General features: G+C 71.3%; 16 protein-coding genes. 6 read left to right on the plus strand and 10 right to left on the minus strand.

Features of this window, described 5'->3' with window-relative positions; translation table 11 throughout:
- Nucleotides 1–32 precede the first annotated feature (32 nt).
- A complete protein-coding gene (locus FOE67_RS02735) occupies nucleotides 33–1106 on the plus strand; it encodes an acyl-CoA desaturase (RefSeq protein WP_182660131.1) in 1074 nt (357 codons plus the stop codon).
- The gene (locus FOE67_RS02740) at nucleotides 1106–1780 is read left to right on the plus strand and encodes a TetR/AcrR family transcriptional regulator (protein WP_182660144.1); all 675 of its coding nucleotides are present in this window, start codon (nucleotides 1106–1108) and stop codon (nucleotides 1778–1780) included. Before FOE67_RS02735 ends, FOE67_RS02740 begins: the two co-directional genes overlap by 1 nt.
- A gap of 488 nt (nucleotides 1781–2268) precedes the next feature.
- Here FOE67_RS02740 and FOE67_RS28800 read toward each other — a convergent pair whose 3' ends face one another.
- The 4 genes from FOE67_RS28800 to FOE67_RS02760 form a co-directional block, all read right to left on the minus strand.
- Nucleotides 2269–2691 carry a hypothetical protein gene (locus tag FOE67_RS28800; RefSeq protein ID WP_323384096.1) on the minus strand — a complete coding sequence of 141 codons (423 nt, stop codon included), beginning with the start codon at nucleotides 2689–2691 and terminating at the stop codon, nucleotides 2269–2271.
- Nucleotides 2692–2947: 256 nt separating this feature from the next.
- Nucleotides 2948–3391, minus strand: coding sequence for a hypothetical protein (locus FOE67_RS02750; RefSeq protein WP_182660133.1), 444 nt, complete (start codon nucleotides 3389–3391; stop codon nucleotides 2948–2950).
- A 15-nt stretch (nucleotides 3392–3406) separates the two neighbouring features.
- Nucleotides 3407–4636 (minus strand): glycoside hydrolase domain-containing protein, encoded by a 1230-nt coding sequence (locus FOE67_RS02755; protein ID WP_182660134.1) that lies wholly within the window; start codon nucleotides 4634–4636, stop codon nucleotides 3407–3409.
- Nucleotides 4637–5397: 761 nt separating this feature from the next.
- Entirely contained in the window at nucleotides 5398–6246 is an 849-nt protein-coding gene (locus tag FOE67_RS02760) for a methyltransferase domain-containing protein (RefSeq protein WP_182660135.1), read from the minus strand.
- 101 nt (nucleotides 6247–6347) lie between these two features.
- Between FOE67_RS02760 and FOE67_RS02765 the strand changes: the two genes are divergently transcribed.
- The gene (locus FOE67_RS02765) at nucleotides 6348–6845 is read left to right on the plus strand and encodes a MarR family winged helix-turn-helix transcriptional regulator (protein WP_143619052.1); all 498 of its coding nucleotides are present in this window, start codon (nucleotides 6348–6350) and stop codon (nucleotides 6843–6845) included.
- A gap of 13 nt (nucleotides 6846–6858) precedes the next feature.
- Here FOE67_RS02765 and FOE67_RS02770 read toward each other — a convergent pair whose 3' ends face one another.
- The 4 genes from FOE67_RS02770 to galT form a co-directional block, all read right to left on the minus strand.
- On the minus strand, nucleotides 6859–7545 hold the full coding sequence (locus FOE67_RS02770; protein WP_182660136.1) for a response regulator transcription factor: 687 nt from the start codon (nucleotides 7543–7545) through the stop codon (nucleotides 6859–6861).
- 364 nt (nucleotides 7546–7909) lie between these two features.
- Nucleotides 7910–9145 (minus strand): galactokinase, encoded by a 1236-nt coding sequence (gene galK / locus FOE67_RS02775; RefSeq protein ID WP_182660137.1) that lies wholly within the window; start codon nucleotides 9143–9145, stop codon nucleotides 7910–7912.
- A complete protein-coding gene (gene galE, locus FOE67_RS02780; protein ID WP_182660138.1) occupies nucleotides 9142–10122 on the minus strand; it encodes a UDP-glucose 4-epimerase GalE in 981 nt (326 codons plus the stop codon). Before galE ends, galK begins: the two co-directional genes overlap by 4 nt.
- Entirely contained in the window at nucleotides 10119–11171 is a 1053-nt protein-coding gene (gene galT / locus FOE67_RS02785; protein WP_182660139.1) for a galactose-1-phosphate uridylyltransferase, read from the minus strand. The genes galE and galT overlap by 4 nt, the downstream gene beginning before the upstream one ends.
- Before the next feature lie 312 nt (nucleotides 11172–11483).
- On the opposite strand from galT, the gene FOE67_RS02790 reads away from it, so the two are divergent.
- Together FOE67_RS02790 and FOE67_RS29945 are read left to right on the plus strand one after the other, a co-directional pair.
- A complete protein-coding gene (locus FOE67_RS02790) occupies nucleotides 11484–12914 on the plus strand; it encodes an aldehyde dehydrogenase family protein (RefSeq protein WP_182660140.1) in 1431 nt (476 codons plus the stop codon).
- Between the two features lie 31 nt (nucleotides 12915–12945).
- Complete coding sequence (locus FOE67_RS29945) at nucleotides 12946–13854, plus strand: helix-turn-helix transcriptional regulator (RefSeq protein ID WP_182660141.1); 909 nt, start codon at nucleotides 12946–12948, stop codon at nucleotides 13852–13854.
- Between the two features lie 55 nt (nucleotides 13855–13909).
- Here the strand turns inward: FOE67_RS29945 and FOE67_RS02800 are convergent, their stop codons facing one another.
- Nucleotides 13910–14602: a helix-turn-helix transcriptional regulator gene (locus tag FOE67_RS02800; protein ID WP_323384094.1), complete on the minus strand. Its 693-nt coding sequence runs from the start codon at nucleotides 14600–14602 to the stop codon at nucleotides 13910–13912.
- Nucleotides 14603–14819: 217 nt separating this feature from the next.
- On the minus strand, nucleotides 14820–16541 hold the full coding sequence (locus tag FOE67_RS02805) for an outer membrane protein assembly factor BamB family protein (protein WP_182660142.1): 1722 nt from the start codon (nucleotides 16539–16541) through the stop codon (nucleotides 14820–14822).
- A gap of 520 nt (nucleotides 16542–17061) precedes the next feature.
- Here FOE67_RS02805 and FOE67_RS02810 point away from each other — a divergent pair.
- On the plus strand, nucleotides 17062–18296 hold a 1235-nt coding region (locus FOE67_RS02810), incomplete at its 3' end, for a tyrosine-type recombinase/integrase (protein ID WP_182660143.1).

The following is an 18296-nucleotide window of genomic DNA, read 5'->3' on the forward strand; positions in this document are numbered from 1 at the left end:
CCCCTCTTCCACCCCCCGAGGTAGTACCTGTCATGACCACCAGCCCGGACCTCGTACCGCCCCCGCCCGCCGAGGCACCCGACGCCGAGGGATCGCCCGCCGGCACCCTCGGCGGCGAGGAACGCCGTTCCATCGAGCAGATCACCCTGCTCCTCTTCATCGTGGTGCCGTTCCTGGCACTGCTCGCGGCCGTGCCGCTGGCCTGGGGCTGGGGGGTGAGCTGGCTGGACCTGGGCCTGCTCGTGGCCTTCTACTTCATCGGCTGCCACGGGATCACCATCGGTTTCCACCGTTACTTCACGCACGGTTCCTTCAAGGCGAAGCGCCCCCTGCGGATCGCGCTGGCCATCGCCGGTTCGCTGGCCGTGGAGGGTCCGCTGATCCGTTGGGTCGCCGACCACCGCAGGCACCACAAGCACTCCGACGCCGAGGGCGACCCGCACTCCCCCTGGCGGTACGGCGAGACGGTGCCGGCCCTGATCAAGGGCCTGTGGTGGGCCCACATGGCGTGGATGTTCGACAAGGAGCAGACCTCGCAGCACAAGTACGCCCCGGACCTGATCGCCGACCCGGACATCCGGCGGATCTCCCGCCAGTTCGTGCTGTGGACCGTGGTCTCCCTCGCCGCCCCGGCCGTGATCGGCGGTCTGGTGACCTGGTCCTGGCAGGGCGCCCTGACCGCCTTCTTCTGGGGCTCGCTGGTGCGGGTGGCCCTGCTGCACCACGTGACCTGGTCGATCAACTCGATCTGTCACGCGGTGGGCAACCGGCCGTTCAAGTCGCGCGACCGCTCGGGCAACGTGTGGTGGCTGGCGGTGCTCTCCTGCGGTGAGTCCTGGCACAACCTGCACCACGCCGACCCGACCTGTGCCCGGCACGGGGTGGACCGGTGGCAGGTGGACTCCAGCGCCCGTCTGATCCGCTGGTTCGAGCTGGCCGGCTGGGCCCACGACGTGCGGTGGCCGAAGAAGTCGCGCCTCGACGCCAAGCGGGTCTCCGAGGGCGACGACGGCTCCCGCCGGGGCCGGTCGGCGGACCACGAGAGGGCCGGCGCCACGGCCGGCTCGGGGAACCCGGCGGGGAAGACCGACACCGGCGCGGCATGATGGAGGGCGTGGCGACCGAGAACAGCAGTACGGAAAAGCCGGCCCGCACCACTCGACGTGCCCGGCGCCGGATGACCGGCACCGAGCGCCGGGAGCAACTGCTCGACATCGGTCGCACGCTCTTCGCCGAACGCGGCTTCGACGGGACCTCGGTGGAGGAGATCGCCGCCAAGGCGGGGGTCTCCAAGCCGGTGGTCTACGAGCACTTCGGCGGCAAGGAGGGCCTGTACGCCGTGGTGGTGGACCGGGAGATGACCCGGCTGATGGACATGGTGACCTCCGCGCTCACCGCCGGACACCCCCGTGAGCTGCTGGAACAGGCGGCCTTCGCGCTGCTGGACTACATCGAGCAGCACACCGACGGCTTCCACATACTGGTGCGGGACTCACCGGTGACCACCCCCACCGGCACCTTCGCCTCGCTGATAGGCGACATCGCCACCCGGGTGGAGGACATCCTGGGTCGCGAGTTCAAGGGCCGGGGCTACGACCCGAAGCTGGCGCCGATGTACGCGCAGGCGCTGGTGGGCATGGTGGCGCTGACCGGCCAGTGGTGGCTGAACGTGCGCAAGCCGAAGAAGGCGGAGGTCGCCGCGCATCTGGTGAACCTGGCCTGGCACGGTCTCCAGGGGCTGGAGCACCAGCCCCGTCTGATAGGTCACCGCCGCACCTGAGCGCAGGCCGTCCGAACGCACCGCCCGGGGGCCGGCACGCACACCGCGTGCCGGCCCCCGCCGTTCCGGCGGCACGGGGGATTCGGCACGGCGAGGAGCGGCGACTCCCGCCCGGAAGTCGCACCGATCGGTACGCCGTCCCGGACCGGGGGCGGGTTCGCTGGTGGAGTCGGTGCCGGCCGAGCCCTCACCTCGTCTTCCGGGTGGACCCCTCGGGTATGCGGCCGAGCGCCCGGGAACGGGTGACGCCGGGTCTCACGGGAAAATGACCGTACGCCCGATCCGCAGTAACCATCCGGCGGCCCTTGGAGCATGTCGCCGCTATCACCGCGATGCGGTCCGGCAGTGGCCGGGCCCGGGTTGCAGGGTGGTGAGAACTCAGCTACGAACTGTTGGAGCAGCCCCAATCGAGTTCTGTGTGCGGGCCACTGCGGCCGAGGCCGGTCGCAGCGGCCCGCTTTTCTGCGCCGAATGGACGTGATTTCACCTTATCGGGCGTTACGCGCCTTCCTCGACCGGGAAACACACGACGGGTGGAAAGCATCGATGGCTCCCGCACCCTTGCCCGGGTGATCATTCCAGTTATTGATCCCGGCAGCGAGCGTCTTCAAACGCGAATCGTGCGGAGGCACATCGATCTGGAAGTGTGACTGCTTGAGCGGATCCATCTCGCCACCCCATGCAACGACTCCCTGGCAGTCTGCCAGAATGTCTTCGACAACGGTGATCTGATCGCCGGACATCCCATTACCGGCCGGAGCGGCGAGAGGGTAATAAACTTCCTTGACGGTGAGGGCGGTCCCGGACAGTTGGCTGCTCTCCATGTCTGCGTGGATCTGCTTGTTGGCGGTGTGCCCGACCACGTCGGACGGTTCGAGCATCTCGATCTCGTAGCAGTAGCGCCGAACCACGTACAACAGGACTGTCGCAGCGTCTCCCTCAGCAAGTCGAACACCGAGCTTCCCCGCGCCTTCAACTCGATGGGATGGAGCGAAGTCAAGTACGGGCCAACCATTGGCACTCCTCCGAGCCGTCCACTCAGAGGACCTTCTTCTGCTTTCCTTGGGGGCAGCTGTGGCGGGGCCAGCCGGCCAGAGGACTGTTCCAGCGGCCAGGGCAGTTCCTGCGGAAAGGACGCGTTGCCGCGTCAGCCATGAGATTTCGGTATCAGACATGTGTCTTCTTTCTTACCCGGAGGAACTTTCGTACGCCGAGGTAAATCGCCATGCACAAGCAGGCGATGGAGAGAACCACGAGAGCGATGATCATGGGGTTGATCCATGCGGGCACGAGATCCACATTCGCATTGCATTTGGCGTGCAGCGGGAACCACTTTTGCGACTCCATGTGGTGCAAGGCGTGCCACTGCTCGTCGAAGGGGACACCGTTCCAATACTCACAGGCCTCCTTCAAGTCGAGACCCGCCGGAGAAAGGCCGATGAGCCATACGGTCAAAGCATTCAGCAATGCAACGCAGCTCATGACCATCATTGATGAAGCCTGCAGAAGACCCGGCTCCTTTTGCCTGCGCCTCACCACGACGGCAATAATTGTGCACAAAAGCGCTGTCGGGGCCCAGAACTGAACGGCCCCAATGAATGAAATCCCCACGATGACTCTTAACTATTATTCTGCGCCAACCCGCGCGAGGATGGCGTCCGTGTATCCCTGAACGAAGCTGTCCAGCTTATCGGAACCACCAGGCATGTTGATCAGGGCGTTCGGGTACATGGCAAGGTTGAGGGTGATGAAGTAACTGCGGGCAATATCGAAGATCGGGTCCGTCACGGTCAGGACGTTCCAGGCCGACTGCTTGCAGTTTGATGCGGTCCCCCACCGCTGTTGGAAGTAGTTGGTGAATCGATTGAGGGCTGTGCCGCCGTTACTGTAACGCTCGCGAACGGCGGTCGCGATGTCCTTGCCGTTGCGTATGGCACGGGCAATGAGATACCCGTCCGCATCTTCTATGAGGTCCGTGAAGCCAAAGGAGGAGGACACGCCGGGTTTGGCGAGTTTTGCATTGCAAAACTCTTTCCCTGACGCGTACTTCTCCTCCGAATCACGCCAGTCAGTATAGAAGGCCATGAGGTCTCCGCCCCAACCTGTGATGTCGCCTTCGTTGACGCTCATCTGGTTACTTGGCCGGGCGATGACGTAATGGCCGTCCGCAGTGGCAAACAAGTGCTCAGCACCAATTCGGTAACCTGAAACAGGGTCAGTGAACTCTTCGACGACCTTGAATCCCTTGCTCTTGGCGTAAGAGATGAACCCGTGGTCGATATTCCCGAGAATGGCTCGCCATTGCACGTTATCGTAGGTACGGGACCGCATGAATTCCATGACGAGCTTGGAGGCATCACGAGCAGAACCATGTGACGCTTTATAGTCCATAGCGGCGAGGTGCAGACCGGATATGAAAGTGATGAAGTCGCCCGCCGGCGAAGCATTGCGGTTCAGAGACGATATCCCAGGGTCGGAGTCCGGCCGCCAGACAGTGTTGTCGAGGTCGATTGGCGTGCTTCCGCCGATCGGAATGTTCGATGTTTCTTTGATTTGGTTGAACGCCCAGTTGGCAGGTAGGGGAAACCCGAGATTTTCGGAAAACCCCCAGGACATGCCGGAAACGAAGGAGTAGCGGGCGTAGGTCTTGTTCGTAACGTTGATGCACACGTTGCGTGAGCCGTAGACACCATGTACGTATGCGGCACTAACGGCGCCGTTGCGGTCATCGAAGGCTCGCTCCCGGCCGGGCGGGGTCACTGTCTCGCACGAAGCGTCTACACCTGGATCCACATGCTCCCCAAGGGGAACCCCGCCCTCCTTGGGGTGAGGTTGTCCAGCAAGCGAACGAAACATGGTCCGCGTCGCAAGGCTTCGAAGGGGCTCGGGTCGTCGGGATGCGTTCCAATCGTGACCGGCTCGCCGAAGCGTTCGGCGGCAGGACCCCGGGGCGTTGGGAGGGGTGCCTCGTCCTCGGGAGGGACAGCCGGTCCGCGGCAGTGACCCTGGTCGACCGCGAGACCCGGTTCTGCGTGATCCCTGAGGGGCACGCCGACGGTCTGTCCACCGTCGTGATCAAGCAGATCCCGGGTCTACCGGATTGGTGCGCAAGGCGCTGACCCGGAATCAGAGGACAAAGGTGAGAGGCCACACGGCCCTGACCGTCGCGACCGGCTTGGACGTCTGCTTCGCCGATTCCCACTCCTCCCTGGCAGCCGCCGAGGACCGAGAACACGAACCGGATCATCCGCGACCACCTCACCAAAGATGTGATATCACCGCCCATCCGCCCTATCTCGCCGCCATGGCCGAAGAGATCACCAGCCAACCCCGTCGGTTGTCTCGGCTACCCGACGCCGCGAGAAGCCATGCGGCGAGCCCTCGCCGAGAACGGTGCTTCCACCCATTGACACCACCCTGATTCCGAGACCCCCCGCCACAAGCGGACAAGACGTCACATCCAGTGATCAGGAGGCGAATCGCTCACCTCAGGACTTCTGAAGGTCCCGGGGTCGGATCCGGGCCGGGAAAGGGTCGTGGAATCCGTGTCGGCAACGGCGACATCCACTGTGGTGCCGTCGCAAGGTGGACCCGTTCGCCCTCGCCCGCCGCCCCGGTTACGCCCCGGCGGGGCGGCGGGCGACGGCGAACAGGCGGCGGAAGGGGAAGACGGTGGTGCCGTCCGGGCGCCGGGGGTAGGCCTCGCGCAGTCGCTCGGCGTACTCGGCCAGGAACGCCTCCCGCTCCTCCGGAGCGTCGGCGAGCGCGGTGAGGACGGGCAGCAGGGCGGTGCCCCGGGTCCACTCCAGGACCGGGTCCGGACCGGTGAGGAGCTGCCGGTACTCGGTGGTCCACAGGTCCACCGAGCAGCCGGTGGCGGCCAGGGCGTCGTGGTAGCCGTCGGGGTCGAGGATCGGGGCCGGACCGCGCAGCACGCCGCCGAGGCGGTCCCGCCACCGGGGCGAGGCGCACAGCTCGCGCAGCAGCACGTGACCCGGGGCGCCGAAGTTGTCGGGTACCTGGAAGGCGAGGACGCCTCCGGGGAGCAGTCCGGCCACCCATTCCGGGAAACGCCCGGCGTGGCCCGGGACCCATTGCAGGGCGGCGTTGGAGACGATCAGGCCGTGGGGCTCGGTCGGGCGCCAGTCGGCGAGGTCGGCCCGGGCGAAGTCCACGAGACCCCCGCCGGGTGCGGGTCCGGCGTGCTCCCGGGCGGCCTCCAGCATCTCCTGCGAGTTGTCCCACCCGGTGACCCGGGCGCCGGGGAAGCGGGCGGCGATCATGCGCGTGGGCGTGCCGGGGCCGCATCCGAGGTCCGCGACACGCGGGGGCGCGCCGGGCGCGGCGGGCGGCCGCGGGCCGTCGGCGATCCGGTCGAGGAGTTCGCGCAGCGGGCGCAGGCGGTGGTCGGCGTGGCGCAGGTACTGTCCGGGGTCCCAGCGGGGGGCGGTCGACTCGTCGCTCATCACTCGATCACATCCATATTTTCTCTTGATGTCAAGATTCACCGCATCAAGAGTATCGTTCTCAAGAGACTTCACATCGACACAACTACTACACTGGCCCCATGGAGGACGAGGTCGATCGGCTGGTGGCCGCCTGGCGGCGGGAGCGACCGGACCTGGACGTGGAGCCGCTGGAGGTGCTCAGCCGCGTCAGCAGGCTGGCCCGACACCTGGACCGCGCGCGGCGCACCGCCTTCGCCGAACTGGGTTTGGAGCCGTGGGAGTTCGACGTGCTCACCGCCCTGCGCCGGGCCGGCACGCCCTACCAGCTCTCCCCCGGCCGCCTGCTCACCCAGACCCTGGTCACCTCCGGCACCATGACCAACCGGATCGACCGACTCGCCAAACGCGGCCTGGTCGAGCGCCTGCCGGACCCGGAGGACCGCCGCGGTGTGCTGGTACGCCTCACGGACACCGGTCGGGACCACGCCGACCGCGCCCTGGCCGGGCTGCTGGACCGCGAGCGGGAGATCCTGGCGGAGCTGAGCACCCCGCAGCGCCGCGAACTGGCCGCCCTGCTCCGCGAGCTGACCGCGCCCTTCGACAACACCCCGTACTGAGCGCCGTCGCCGCTCAGTCGGCGGGCGGCACCCCCGCACGGCGGGCCAGCGCCACCGCCGCCAGCGTCGAGTGCACCCCCAGCTTGCCCAGGACGTTCTGCATGTGGGTGCGCACGGTGTGCGGGGACAGGTAGAGACGTTCGGCCACCGCCTTGCGGCCCAGTCCCGCCAGCATGCAGCGCAGCACCTCCAGCTCGCGCGGCGTCAACGCCTCCACCAGCCGCTCGTGCTCGGTGCGGTGCCGGGACTCGCGGCTCAGCTCCACCAGCACACCGGTCAGCAACCCCGGCGGCAGGTGCGTCTCCTCCCGCACCACACCGCGCACCACCTGGAGCAACCGCGCCAGCGAACAGTCCTTCGCCACCCAGCCGCGCGCCCCGGCCGACAGCAACCGGGCACAGGCGCGGGGATCGTCCTCCGCCGCCAGCACCACCACGTGCAGTCGCGGCTGCCGGGCCCGCCAGGCAGCGATCCGCGCCGCGAGGGCGGCCCCCGCGTCCTCGGCCCCCTCGGCGGCGGCGTCCACCAACAACACCCGCAGCGGGTCACCGGTCTCCCTGGCCCGCTCCACCAGTCGATCCGCCGCCGCGGCCGAACCGGTCGCGGTGGCCTCCACATCCGGCTCGGCGGTCAACGCCATCGCCAGGGACTCGGCGAACACCCGATGGCGGTCCACCACCAGGACCCGGATCCGCTCCACCCCTCACCCCCTGTACCGGCGGCCCGGGGCCGCCGTCGCCCGGCACGGCGGGCGGGCGCGACGCCCTCCGGCCGGCTCCCCGGGGCTCCCGCTCGGCCGCCGCCGAGCGGACGGGTCACCGGACGGCGGACACCGCGCCCACCTGTCTCGCCCCCTGATGGGCACCGGCCCCCACCGGTGCTGCGCCCAGAGTACGGGCCCGGGAGCGCTCCGACAGGGGTTTGGGCGAATCCCCTTCCGCCCGCCCGGTACCGACTTCGTCACGTCCCCGCGTTCCCGGTCGGTACGGTCGGGCCCTGCCCCCGGAACGCCCCCGGGGCCGGTGCCCGGGCGGCACCGGCCCCGGGGAGGGCGTCGGGCGGGCTCACAGGACGCGGCGGGCGCCCGTCGAGGGAACGGCCTCGAAGACCCGCGGCTGCGGGTGTCCGGCGGCGGCCGAGGCGGCGACCACCCGCTCCCCCAGTTCGCCGACCGCGTCGGCCTCGGCCAGCACGATCGCCGAGCCGCCGAAGCCGCCGCCGGTCATCCGCGCGCCCAGCGCGCCGGCCGCCACCGCCGTGCCGACCACCAGGTCCAGCTCGGGGCAGGAGACCCCGAAGTCGTCCCGCAGGGAGGTGTGGCCCTCGGTCAGCACCGGGCCGATGTCCCGGGCCCGGCCGGCCTCCAGGAGCCCCACCACCCGGGCCACCCGCTCGTTCTCGGTGACGACGTGCCGCACCAGGGCGCGGACCCCGGGATCGGTCAGTCGGGCGAGCGCGTCCTCCAGCCCGTCCCGGGGGACGGAGCGCAGCGAGGGCACGCCCAGCGCCTCGGCGCCCGCCTCGCAGCCGGCGCGGCGTTCGGCGTACCCGCCGTCGGCCAGGTCGTGCTTGACCCGGGTGTCCACCACCAGCAACCGCAGGCCCTCGGCGGCCATGTCGAAGGGCACCTGCCGGACCGCCATGTCCCGGGTGTCCAGGTGCAGCACATGGCCGGCGGTGCAGCAGGCGGAGGCCATCTGGTCCATGATCCCGCAGGGCACCCCGACGAAGGCGTTCTCCGCGCGCTGCGCGATCCGGGCCAGCCGCTGCCCGTCGGGCACCGCCCCGTACAACTCGCACAGCGCCATCGCGGAGGCGACCTCCAGCGCGGCGGAGGAGGACAGTCCGGCGCCGGTGGGCACGGTGGAGGCGACGCACAGCGAGGCGCCGCCGACCTCGTGGCCGGCGTCCCGCAGCGCCCAGAGCACGCCGGCGGGGTACCCGGTCCACCCCGGCACGGCGCCCGGGGTCAGGTCCTCCAGCGGGAGCACCGCCACCGGTCCCGGCAGGTCGGCCGAGTACAGCGCGAGGACGCCGTCCTCCCGGGGCGCGGCGGCGACGGTCGTGGTGTGCGGCAGGGCCAGCGGCATCACGAAGCCGTCGTTGTAGTCGGTGTGTTCGCCGATCAGGTTGACCCGGCCCGGCGCCGCCCACACGCCGGTGGGTTCGGCGCCGAAGATCCGCTCGAAGAGGCGGGCGGTGTCGGAGGCCCGGGCGGTGTCGGAGGCGCGCGCGTCGTCGGCCGTGACGGTGGAGTCGGGCGCGGGGGGTCCGGCGGAGGGCGCGGTGGGACGGTTCACGGGGTGGGGGCGTCCTTCCGCTGCTGCTCGCGCCGGGCGAACTCCCAGGCGTCGGCGATGATCCCGGCCAGGTCGGCCCGGGAGGGGTTCCAGCCCAGGCGGGCACGGGCACGTTCGGCGGAGGCCACCAGTACGGCCGGGTCGCCCCCGCGCCGCTCGGCGGCGACCTCGGGGATGGGATGGCCGGTGACGCTGCGGGCGGTCTCGATGACCTCGCGGACGGAGAAGCCGTTGCCGTTGCCGAGGTTGCAGATCAGGTGCTCGCCGCCGGTGGCGGCGTCCAGGGCCAGCAGGTGGGCCTCGGCGAGGTCGTCCACGTGGATGTAGTCGCGCACGCAGGTGCCGTCGGGGGTGGGGTAGTCCTCGCCGAAGACGTGGATGGCCTCCCGGCGGCCCAGCGCCACCTGGAGCACCAGCGGGATGAGGTGGCTCTCCGGGTCGTGCCGCTCGCCCTGCTCGCCGTGCGCGCCGGCGACGTTGAAGTAGCGCAGCGAGACGGCGGCCAGGCCGTGCGCGGCGCACTCCCCGGTGATCATGTGGTCCACGGCGAGCTTGCTCGCGCCGTAGGGGCTGGTGGGTGCGGTGCGGGCGTCCTCGGTGATGGGGGTGGTCTCCGGCTCGCCGTAGACGGCGGCGGTGGAGGAGAACACCAGGGTGCGCACGCCGGCGTCCCGCATCGCGGTCAGCAGTTCGGTGGTGCCGCCGACGTTGTTGCGCCAGTACTTCTCCGGGTTGACCACGGACTCGCCGACCTGCGAGGAGGCGGCGAAGTGCAGCACGCCCGCGTAGGAGGGGTCGAGCCACTTGCCGGCGTCCCGGATCGAGCCCTCGATGAACTCGGCCCCCGCGGGCACGCCCTCGCGGAAGCCGGTGGACAGGTCGTCCAGGACCGTCACCCCGTGCCCGGCCGCCAACAGGTGGGCGGTGACCACGCCGCCGACGTAGCCCGCCCCACCGGTGACCAGATACCTGCTCACTGAGCCTCCACCTCACGCAGTCGATGCGCCGCCGCCTCCGGCAACACGTCACTGACAAACGCTCTCATGCCGGATTCCGACCCGGCGAGATACTTCAGCTTCCCCGGCCCGCGTCGGATCGTGAACAGTTCCAGGTGCAGGGCGAACTCCTCGCGCGGCAGCGGCAGGTCGTCCCCGAAGGGGGCCTGGTGCCAGCCGGAGATGTACGGGGTGGGCGGTGCGTCGGGGCCGAAGAGCCGGTCGAAGCGGCGCAGCAGGTCCAGGTACAGGCGGGGGAACTCGGCGCGCTGGTCGTCGTCGAGGGCCGTGAGGTCCGGCACGCGGCGGCGCGGGTACAGGTGCACCTCGTAGGGCCAGCGGGCGGCGTACGGGACGAAGGCCACCCAGTGCTCGGCGTCCAGGACGATCCGGCGGCCGTCGGCCACCTCCTCCGCCACCAGTTCGTCCCACAGGTTGCCGCCGCCGGCCGCGCGGTGGGCCGCGGCGGACTCCAGGGCCCGGGCGGTGTGCGGTGTGACGTGGGGGTAGCCGTAGATCTGGCCGTGCGGGTGGGCGAGGGTGACGCCGATCTCCGCGCCCCGGTTCTCGAAGCAGTACACCTGCCGGACGCCGGGGTGCCGGGAGAGTTCGTCGGTGCGGTCGGTCCAGGCGTCCAGCACCAGGGCCGCACCGCCCTCGTCGAGGTCGGCGAAGGAGGAGTCGTGGTCGGGGGTGAAGCAGACCACCTCGCAGCGGCCGGTCCCGCCGCCGAAGGAGGGGAAGCGGTTCTCGAAGACCGCGACCTCGTAGGAGGACTCGGGGATCTCGCTCAGCCGATCGCCGACCGTGGGGCACAACGGGCACCGGTCGGTCGGCGGCATGAAGGTGCGGCCCTGGCGGTGGGCGGCGTACCCGACCTCCTCGCGCAGCAGGCGGTCCACCCGGATCTCCGAGGAGGAGGTCGCCGCTCCCAGCGGACGGCGGTCGGGGGCGGATCGGACGGCGTCGTCCGCCCGGTCGTAGTAGATGAGTTCCCGGCCGTCGGCCAGCCGGGTCATGGTCTTCTTCATCGCCGCCCTCTTCGGTCCCGCCGGCGCGTCCCGCATCCGACAGCAGACCAATCTTTTCACCATTGAGTCAAACAGAAACAAACACAATGAAGCACAGGAGGTCTCTCCCGTCAACGGCGTCCCGGGTCGGCGGCCCCCGGCCCCCGAGGGTGGTACCGGCAGTCCCGGGAAGAACGCCGCCTGGGTACCCGCCGCGTCCGCGCCCACGCTGGAACCACCGACCGGGAGGCGGGGCGGACCGAGCCCGCGCCGGGTCGCGCGCCGCGCGACCCCACTCCCCCGGCGGAACCGGAGACGGGAGCACCCACCCCCATGCGCGACATCGACCACCTGTACATCGACGGCACCCGGACCCGCCCCCTGGAGGGCACGGTCACGGAACGGACCCACCCCGCGGACGGCAGCCCCACCGGCCGCGTGGTGATGGGCGGAGCGGCGGACGTGGACCGCGCCGTCACCGCCGCCGAACGCGCCTTCGACACCTGGTCCCGCACCACACCGGCGGAGCGGATCGCCCTGCTGGAGAACGTCCTCGCCGAGTTCGACAGGCGCTCGGAGGAGCTGGTGGAGGCGGTCACCGAGGACATGGGCGCGCCGGTGACCCTGGCCCGGGAGGGGCACGTGCCGACCGGGCGCCTCCAGATCACCGGCACCATCGAGGCCGCGAAGGGCTACGCCTTCGAGGAGCGGCACGGCTCCACCGTGATCCGCCGCGAACCGGTCGGCCCGGCCGGCCTCATCACCCCCTGGAACTTCCCCGTCCTCCAGATGGCGGGCAAGACCGCCTCGGCCCTGGCCGCGGGCTGCACGGTGGTGCTCAAACCCGCGGAACTCGCCGCGCGCTGCGCGACGCTCTTCGCCGAGATCATGGACGCGGCCGGGACCCCCGCCGGCGTCTTCAACCTGGTGCACGGCGACGGGGCGGGCGCCGGGAACGCGCTGGCCTCCCACCCCGGCATCGGGGTCGTCTCCTTCACCGGCTCCCTCGCCACCGCCGTGCGGGTGACGACGGCCGCCGCGCCCACCATGAAACGCGTGCTCACCGAACTGGGCGGCAAGTCCCCGCACATCCTGCTGCCCGACGCCGACTTCGGAATCGCCGTGGCCACGGTGCGCCAATGGATGATGGCGATGACCGGGCAGCTGTGCAGCGCCCCGACCCGCACCCTGGTGCCCCGGGCGCGGCTGGAGGAGTTCCTGTCCGTGCTGGTGCCCTCCCTGGAGGCGTTGACGGTGGGCGACCCGCGCGACCCGGCCACCGACATGGGCCCCCTGGTCTCCGGGACGCAGTGGAACACCGTGCAGGAGTGGATCCGACGGGGCCTGTCGGAGGGGGCCCGCGTGGTCACCGGCGGCCCCGGCAAACCGGAGGTCCCCGCCGCGTTGGAGGCCGGCCACCACGTCCGACCGACCGTCTTCACCGACGTGACCAACGACATGGCCATCGCCCGGGAGGAGATCTTCGGCCCCGTGATGGCGGTCATCGCCTACGACACCGTGGAGGAGGCGATCGCCATCGCCAACGACACCCCCTACGGGCTGGCCGCCTACGTCGTGGGCGCCGACCGGGAACGGGTGGACGAGGTCGCCGCCCGCGTCCGGGCGGGAGCGGTGCTCCTCAACGACGCCGAGTTCGACTGGAACGCCCCCTGGGGTGGGTACAAGCAGTCCGGGAACGGACGCGAGTTCGGGGTGGAGGGCATGGTGGGCTTCCTGGAGACCAAGGTGGTCCACGGCGGCTGACACCGACCGGACCGACGGAAAGGACCGTGCCGTGACGGAACTGGGTTCCTACCTGCGGGCGTGCCGCGCCCGGACCACGCCGGCGGAGGTGGGCATGCCGACCTCCCCGGGACACCGCCGGGTGCCCGGCCTGCGGCGGGAGGAACTCGCCGTCCTGGCGGGGGTCGGCGTGGACTACGTCACCCGCATCGAGCAGGGACGGGTGGGCACCGTCTCCCCCGAGGTCCTCACCGCCCTGGCCCGCGCCCTGCGGCTGGGGCCGGACGAGCGGGAGTACCTGCTGCGCTGCGCGGCGGCCCCCACCCGGGGCGGCGCCCGGGGCGCCCCGGCCGGCCACCGGGGGGAGCCGGCGATCGACCCCGCCGACCGCGCCCTCCTGGAGGGCATGACGGGTGCGGCGGCCCTGGTGCTGGGGCACGGCCTGGACGTCCTCGCCCGCAACGATCTCGCGGCGGAGCTGCTGACCGACTTCGACCGGTACCCGCACGGGGAGCGCAACCTCGTCCGGCTCGCCTTCCTCGACCCGGAACTGCGCGGCCGGTACGCCGATTGGGAGAGGGTCGGCGCGGAGTGCGTCGCGTACCTGCGGATGGAGGCCGGCCGCCGGCCCGGCGATCCCGACACCGCCCGGCTCGTGGAGGAACTGTCCGAGAGGGACGGCGACTTCCGGCGCTGGTGGGCGGAGTACCGGGTGCGGGCGCACGGCACGGGACACAAGCGGTTCGTCCATCCGCTGGTCGGGGAGCTGACCCTCGGTTTCCGGGTGTCGGACCTGCGCGGCACGCCGGGTCACACCCTCGTGGTGTACGGCGCCGAGCCCGACTCCCCCTCCGCGGAGGCCCTGGCCTTCCTCGCCGGCTGGGCCGGCCGGGGGCGCCCCCGGTCCGGAGCGGACCGGGCACCGGCGGGCGACCGGGGGGACCGGGGCGGCGTCACCTGACCCACCGACCCGTGCGACCCGCGGAACGCCCCGGCCCCGGCCCTCGGGCGGCCGATCAGGGCCGGCGCGGTCCGGGCAGGGACGCGGGCAACCGGTCGAGCAGCCCGGTGCGCACGGCCAGCGCCGCCGCCTCCAGCCGGGAGGTCGTGCCCAACTTGGACAGCAACCGCTGCACGTGGGTACGGGCCGTGCTCGGCGCCACCCCCAGGCCGGTCGCGATCGACCGGGTGTCCTCGCCGTCCACGATGCGGCGGAGCACGTCCGCCTCCCGTTCGGTCAGCAGCGCCGCCAGCCGGGTGCCCTCGGCGTCCGGCGCCGAACGCGGGTGCAGCAGCTCGACGAACGCCTCCCGCAGCAGTTGCGGCGTCACCGCCGGCTCGCCCGAGCGGGCCCGGGCCATCGCCCGCTCCACGCCCTCCATCCGCTCGTCCTCCCGCACGTACCCCCGGGCCCCGGCCGCGAAGACCGCCGCCACCCCGCGCGGGCGCGGGACCGGCCCGAGCACCACCACCGCCGTGCGGGGACTCTCCCGGTGGATGCGGGCCAGCGGCTCCAGCGCGCTGTCCGCCTCCGGCGTGGCGGTGCCGAACAGGCACACCTCGGGCTGTTTGGCGGCCACCAGTTCGGCCGCCCGGGACAGCGGGGCCGCGACGGCCGGGACCCGGTGGCCGCGCACCCGCAGCGCCGACGCCAGGGCCTCGGCCACCAAACGGCGGTCGTCCACGACCACCACCCGCACGCTCGTCACGTCCTCCCCCTTCGGGATCCCGCCGGGCCCCCTCGACACGCCCCCGGGTCGTTCGGATCCCGTCCGGCGATCGCCCGGCACCGTCGTCCGGGCGCCGACCGGCGGTCGCGGTCGAGGATACGGCCGGGACCCCGCCCGGCGCGGGCGGAACACGCACGCCGACGGCCCCGGCCCCCCGGAGGGGGCGGGGCCGTCGGCGGTCGCGGAAGGGCCGGCCTCAGCGGAAGACCATCGTCACCGGGTCACCCACGGTGTGGTCGTAGAACCGCTGCGAGAGCAGGATCAGCCGGTTGTCCGCCCAGAAGGGACGGTCCTCCGGGGAGTACGGGTCGGAGACCACCCGGCGCTGCGCCTCCCGCGACTCGCGCGGCAGGACCATCACCAACTCGGCGCTCTCGGTGGCGGGATCGATCGCCACCACGGCACCCGGCTGCTCGGTGCTCGCGATCTCGTAGGCGAGGATCTTCCCGTCCTGCTCCTGCATCGGCATGATCGTCGCGCCCTCCTCGGAGGCGACCTCCCACACGGCGGTGCCGGTGGACAGGTCGAAGGCGATCACCGAGTTCTCGCGGTCCGTGGAGGCCAGGTACATCATCCCGTCGTGGACCACGGCCGCGGGGCACCAGGAGAGGGTCACCGCGTCACAGGGGCTGACGTGCCGCTCGCGGTCGTAGGGCAGGACGTGCGCCACATCCTCCCGGTCCGCGTCGATGACCCAGATCTGCTCCTCGGCCTCGGCGATCTCGCCGAGGTCCATCCGCACCACCAGCGGGTCGGCGGAGATGACCGAGCGGAAGCGCAGCTTCTTCCCGTCCTGCTCGGCCGGGTACTCCCAGGACCACAGTTCGGTGCCGTCCTCCTCGGTGGCCCGGATGCTGCCGCCGTCGTCGCCGATGAAGCCGCAGCCGACCTTGGAGATGAACACGCCGTCCATCACGGCGTACGAGTCCTCCTTGCAGTCCTCGCGCGAGCGCGGCTCCCACAGCGCCTTCTCCTGCGAGATGCTCCACCCGTGGCCGCCCAGCGTCCAGCCGAGGGCGACGGTGTCACCGAGGATGGCGGGCACCGAGTAGCGGCCGGGGGTGACGTCGGCGTCGATGGTGGTCGTCCACACGTCCTCGCCGGTGGTGATGTCCAGGACGGTCAGCACCTCGCAGTCACGGCCCTGGAGGATGGCGATGCGACCCTCGGAGTGCTCGTGGGAGGCACGGCACTCGTTGTTCGGCAGCGGGAAGCTCCACTGCTGCTCACCGGTGTTCAGGTCGTGGGAGACCACCTCGCGGGTCATCACGCGGACGAGGGAGTCCTCGACCACCCAGTAGCCGTAGGCCTCGGTGAGGATGTCCTCCTCCGGGACGTCGGGCTGCTCGATCTCCATGACCAGCTCGGCCTCGACCGCCCCCTCGGGCAGGCCGGTGTCACCGCCGGGCTCCTCGTCTCCACCGCTGCCGTCGTCGGTGCCGCTGTCGCTCCCCCCGTCGGTGCCGGTGTCCGGGCCGGTGGCGGAGGGGGCGTCGTCGTCGCTGCCACCGGTGAGCACGTAGTACGCGCCGAAGCCACCGGCGAGCAGGACCGCCAGCACCACACCGATGATCAGGACCATGCGGGGGGCGTTCCCTCCCCCGCCGGGCTTGCCGGGCACCGCGCCGGGCTGCGGCGGCTGCTGCGGCCGGCCGTAACCGGGCATCGGGCCGGTGGGGGCGCCGTAGGGGCCGGGCGCGCCGGGCTGCCCGTAGGGGCCGGGCGCGGCCGGGGCACCGGGCGCGCCGAACCCGGCCGGCGGCTGCTGCGGATAGCCGTAACCCGGCTGGGGCGGCTGCTGGGGGTAGCCGTAACCGGGCTGCGGCGCCGGGGGCTGCGTCGGGTAGCCGTAGCCGGCGGGCGGCTGCCCCGGCGGCGGCACGGCGCCCGGCTGCGGCGGCTGCCCCGGCGGCGGCACGGGCGCACCGAACCCACCGGCGGGCGGCGGCGCGGCGCCGGGCGCCGGCGGGGGCGGCGGCTGGTTCGAGGGTGCGGCGGGGGCGTCGGAGGCCTCCGGACCACCGGTCGCGCCGGCCGGGCCCGCGTCGCCCCCGGCGGACTTCCCGTCCGATCCCGGGGCCGCGCCGGAACCCTCCGGGGTCGACTCCGGGGCGGCGTCCGGGGCGGAGGACTCCTCCGGGGCACCGCTCCCGGCCGGCGGTTCCTCCGGAGGTGGTGGCGGCTGGTTCGGCGGTGGCGGCGGCTGTGACATGGATCCCCCTGTGCCTGGCGCGTCGAACGGTCGGGTCCGGCGGCCGATGGTGTACGGGCAGGCTCTTTCTATCACCGGACAACGGCGGTGTCGGGAGTGGTTCCCGTCACTCCTGCTTGCCTGCAAGGGCGCTGAGCTGGTGTAAGCAGGTCGAGGGCTTTGCTTGTTTCTGCTTTTGGGAACACGCCGGGAGCACCAGTCGCTATTCGGGCCCTATTCTTCCGCCATGGCATCCATCGTGGAACGTCCCAAGAAGGACGGCAGCGTCACCTATCAGGTGAAGTGGCGGGAGGGCGGGGGCCGCGGTGCTCCCGGGCAGTCGGAGAACTTCACGGACCGCGACCAGGCCGAGACTTTCAAGCGGTTGGTCGACGCGCACGGGCAGCGGTGGCCGCGGGGGTGGGTGCGCGGGAAGGGGTTCGTGGAGGAGCAGGCCGAGCCGGACGACGTGCCGTGGCTGGAGTGGGCGCTGCGGTATGTGGGGCGGCTGACGGGGGTCGACGCGCGAACGAAGCGGGACTATGCCCGCATGCTGGAGCAGAGTATGGACCTGCACCACACCACGCACTCGGGGCTGGTCGTGCAGGGCACGATCAAGAACTTGACGGCGGACGATGTGCAGGACTGGGTGCGGGTCCAGGAGGAGGGGGAGCGGGATCCGGTGGATGGGGAGCGGTGGGTGCAGGAGCCGAAGTCTCCCAAGACCATCTCGAACCGGCACGGGCTCCTTTTCACGATCTTCGCGGCTGCGGTGAAGGCGAAGGTGCGGGAGGACAATCCGTGTGAGGGCACCCGCTTGCCGCGGACGGATGACCAGTTGGTGGAGGAGATGGTCTTCCTGGAGCGGGAGGAGTACCGGCGGCTGGCCGGGGGCATCCGGGATCCGCGGGCGCGGCTGCTGGCCGATTGGCTTGTGGGGACGGGGATGCGGTGGGGGGAGGCGACGGCGGTGCAGACGCGGGACATCAGTCTTTCGCAGGGCACGGTGACGGTGCAGCGGGCGTGGAAGAAGACCCCGGATGGGTATCGGTTGGGGCCGCCGAAGACGAAGAGGTCTCGTCGGACGCTCGCGTTGACGGGCACCCAGGTGGATGTGTTGCGGCCCTTGTTGGAGGGGCGGGGGCCGGAGCAGTTGGTGTTCCGGACGGTGCAGGACCGTCGGTGGCGGCACAGCAATTTCTGGGACCGGCAGTGGAAGCCCGCGGTGGATGCCGCCGTGGCGGCCGGGTTGCCGCGCCGGCCGCGGATCCACGATCTGCGGCACACGCATGTGGCGTGGCTGATTGCCAAGAACATCCCGCTGCCGGCGATCCAGGCTCGTCTGGGGCACGAGAGCATCAAGACGACGGTGGATCGGTACGGGCATCTGACGCGGGAGTTGGATGAGGAGATCGTGGCCGCGGTCGACGCGGCGATGGCGGATCCGGTGGAGGGTGCCGAGGAGCGGGGCGGGTTGAGGGT

The sequence above is a fragment of the Streptomyces calidiresistens genome (genome assembly GCF_014141525.1).
GTDB lineage: Bacteria > Actinomycetota > Actinomycetes > Streptomycetales > Streptomycetaceae > Streptomyces > Streptomyces calidiresistens.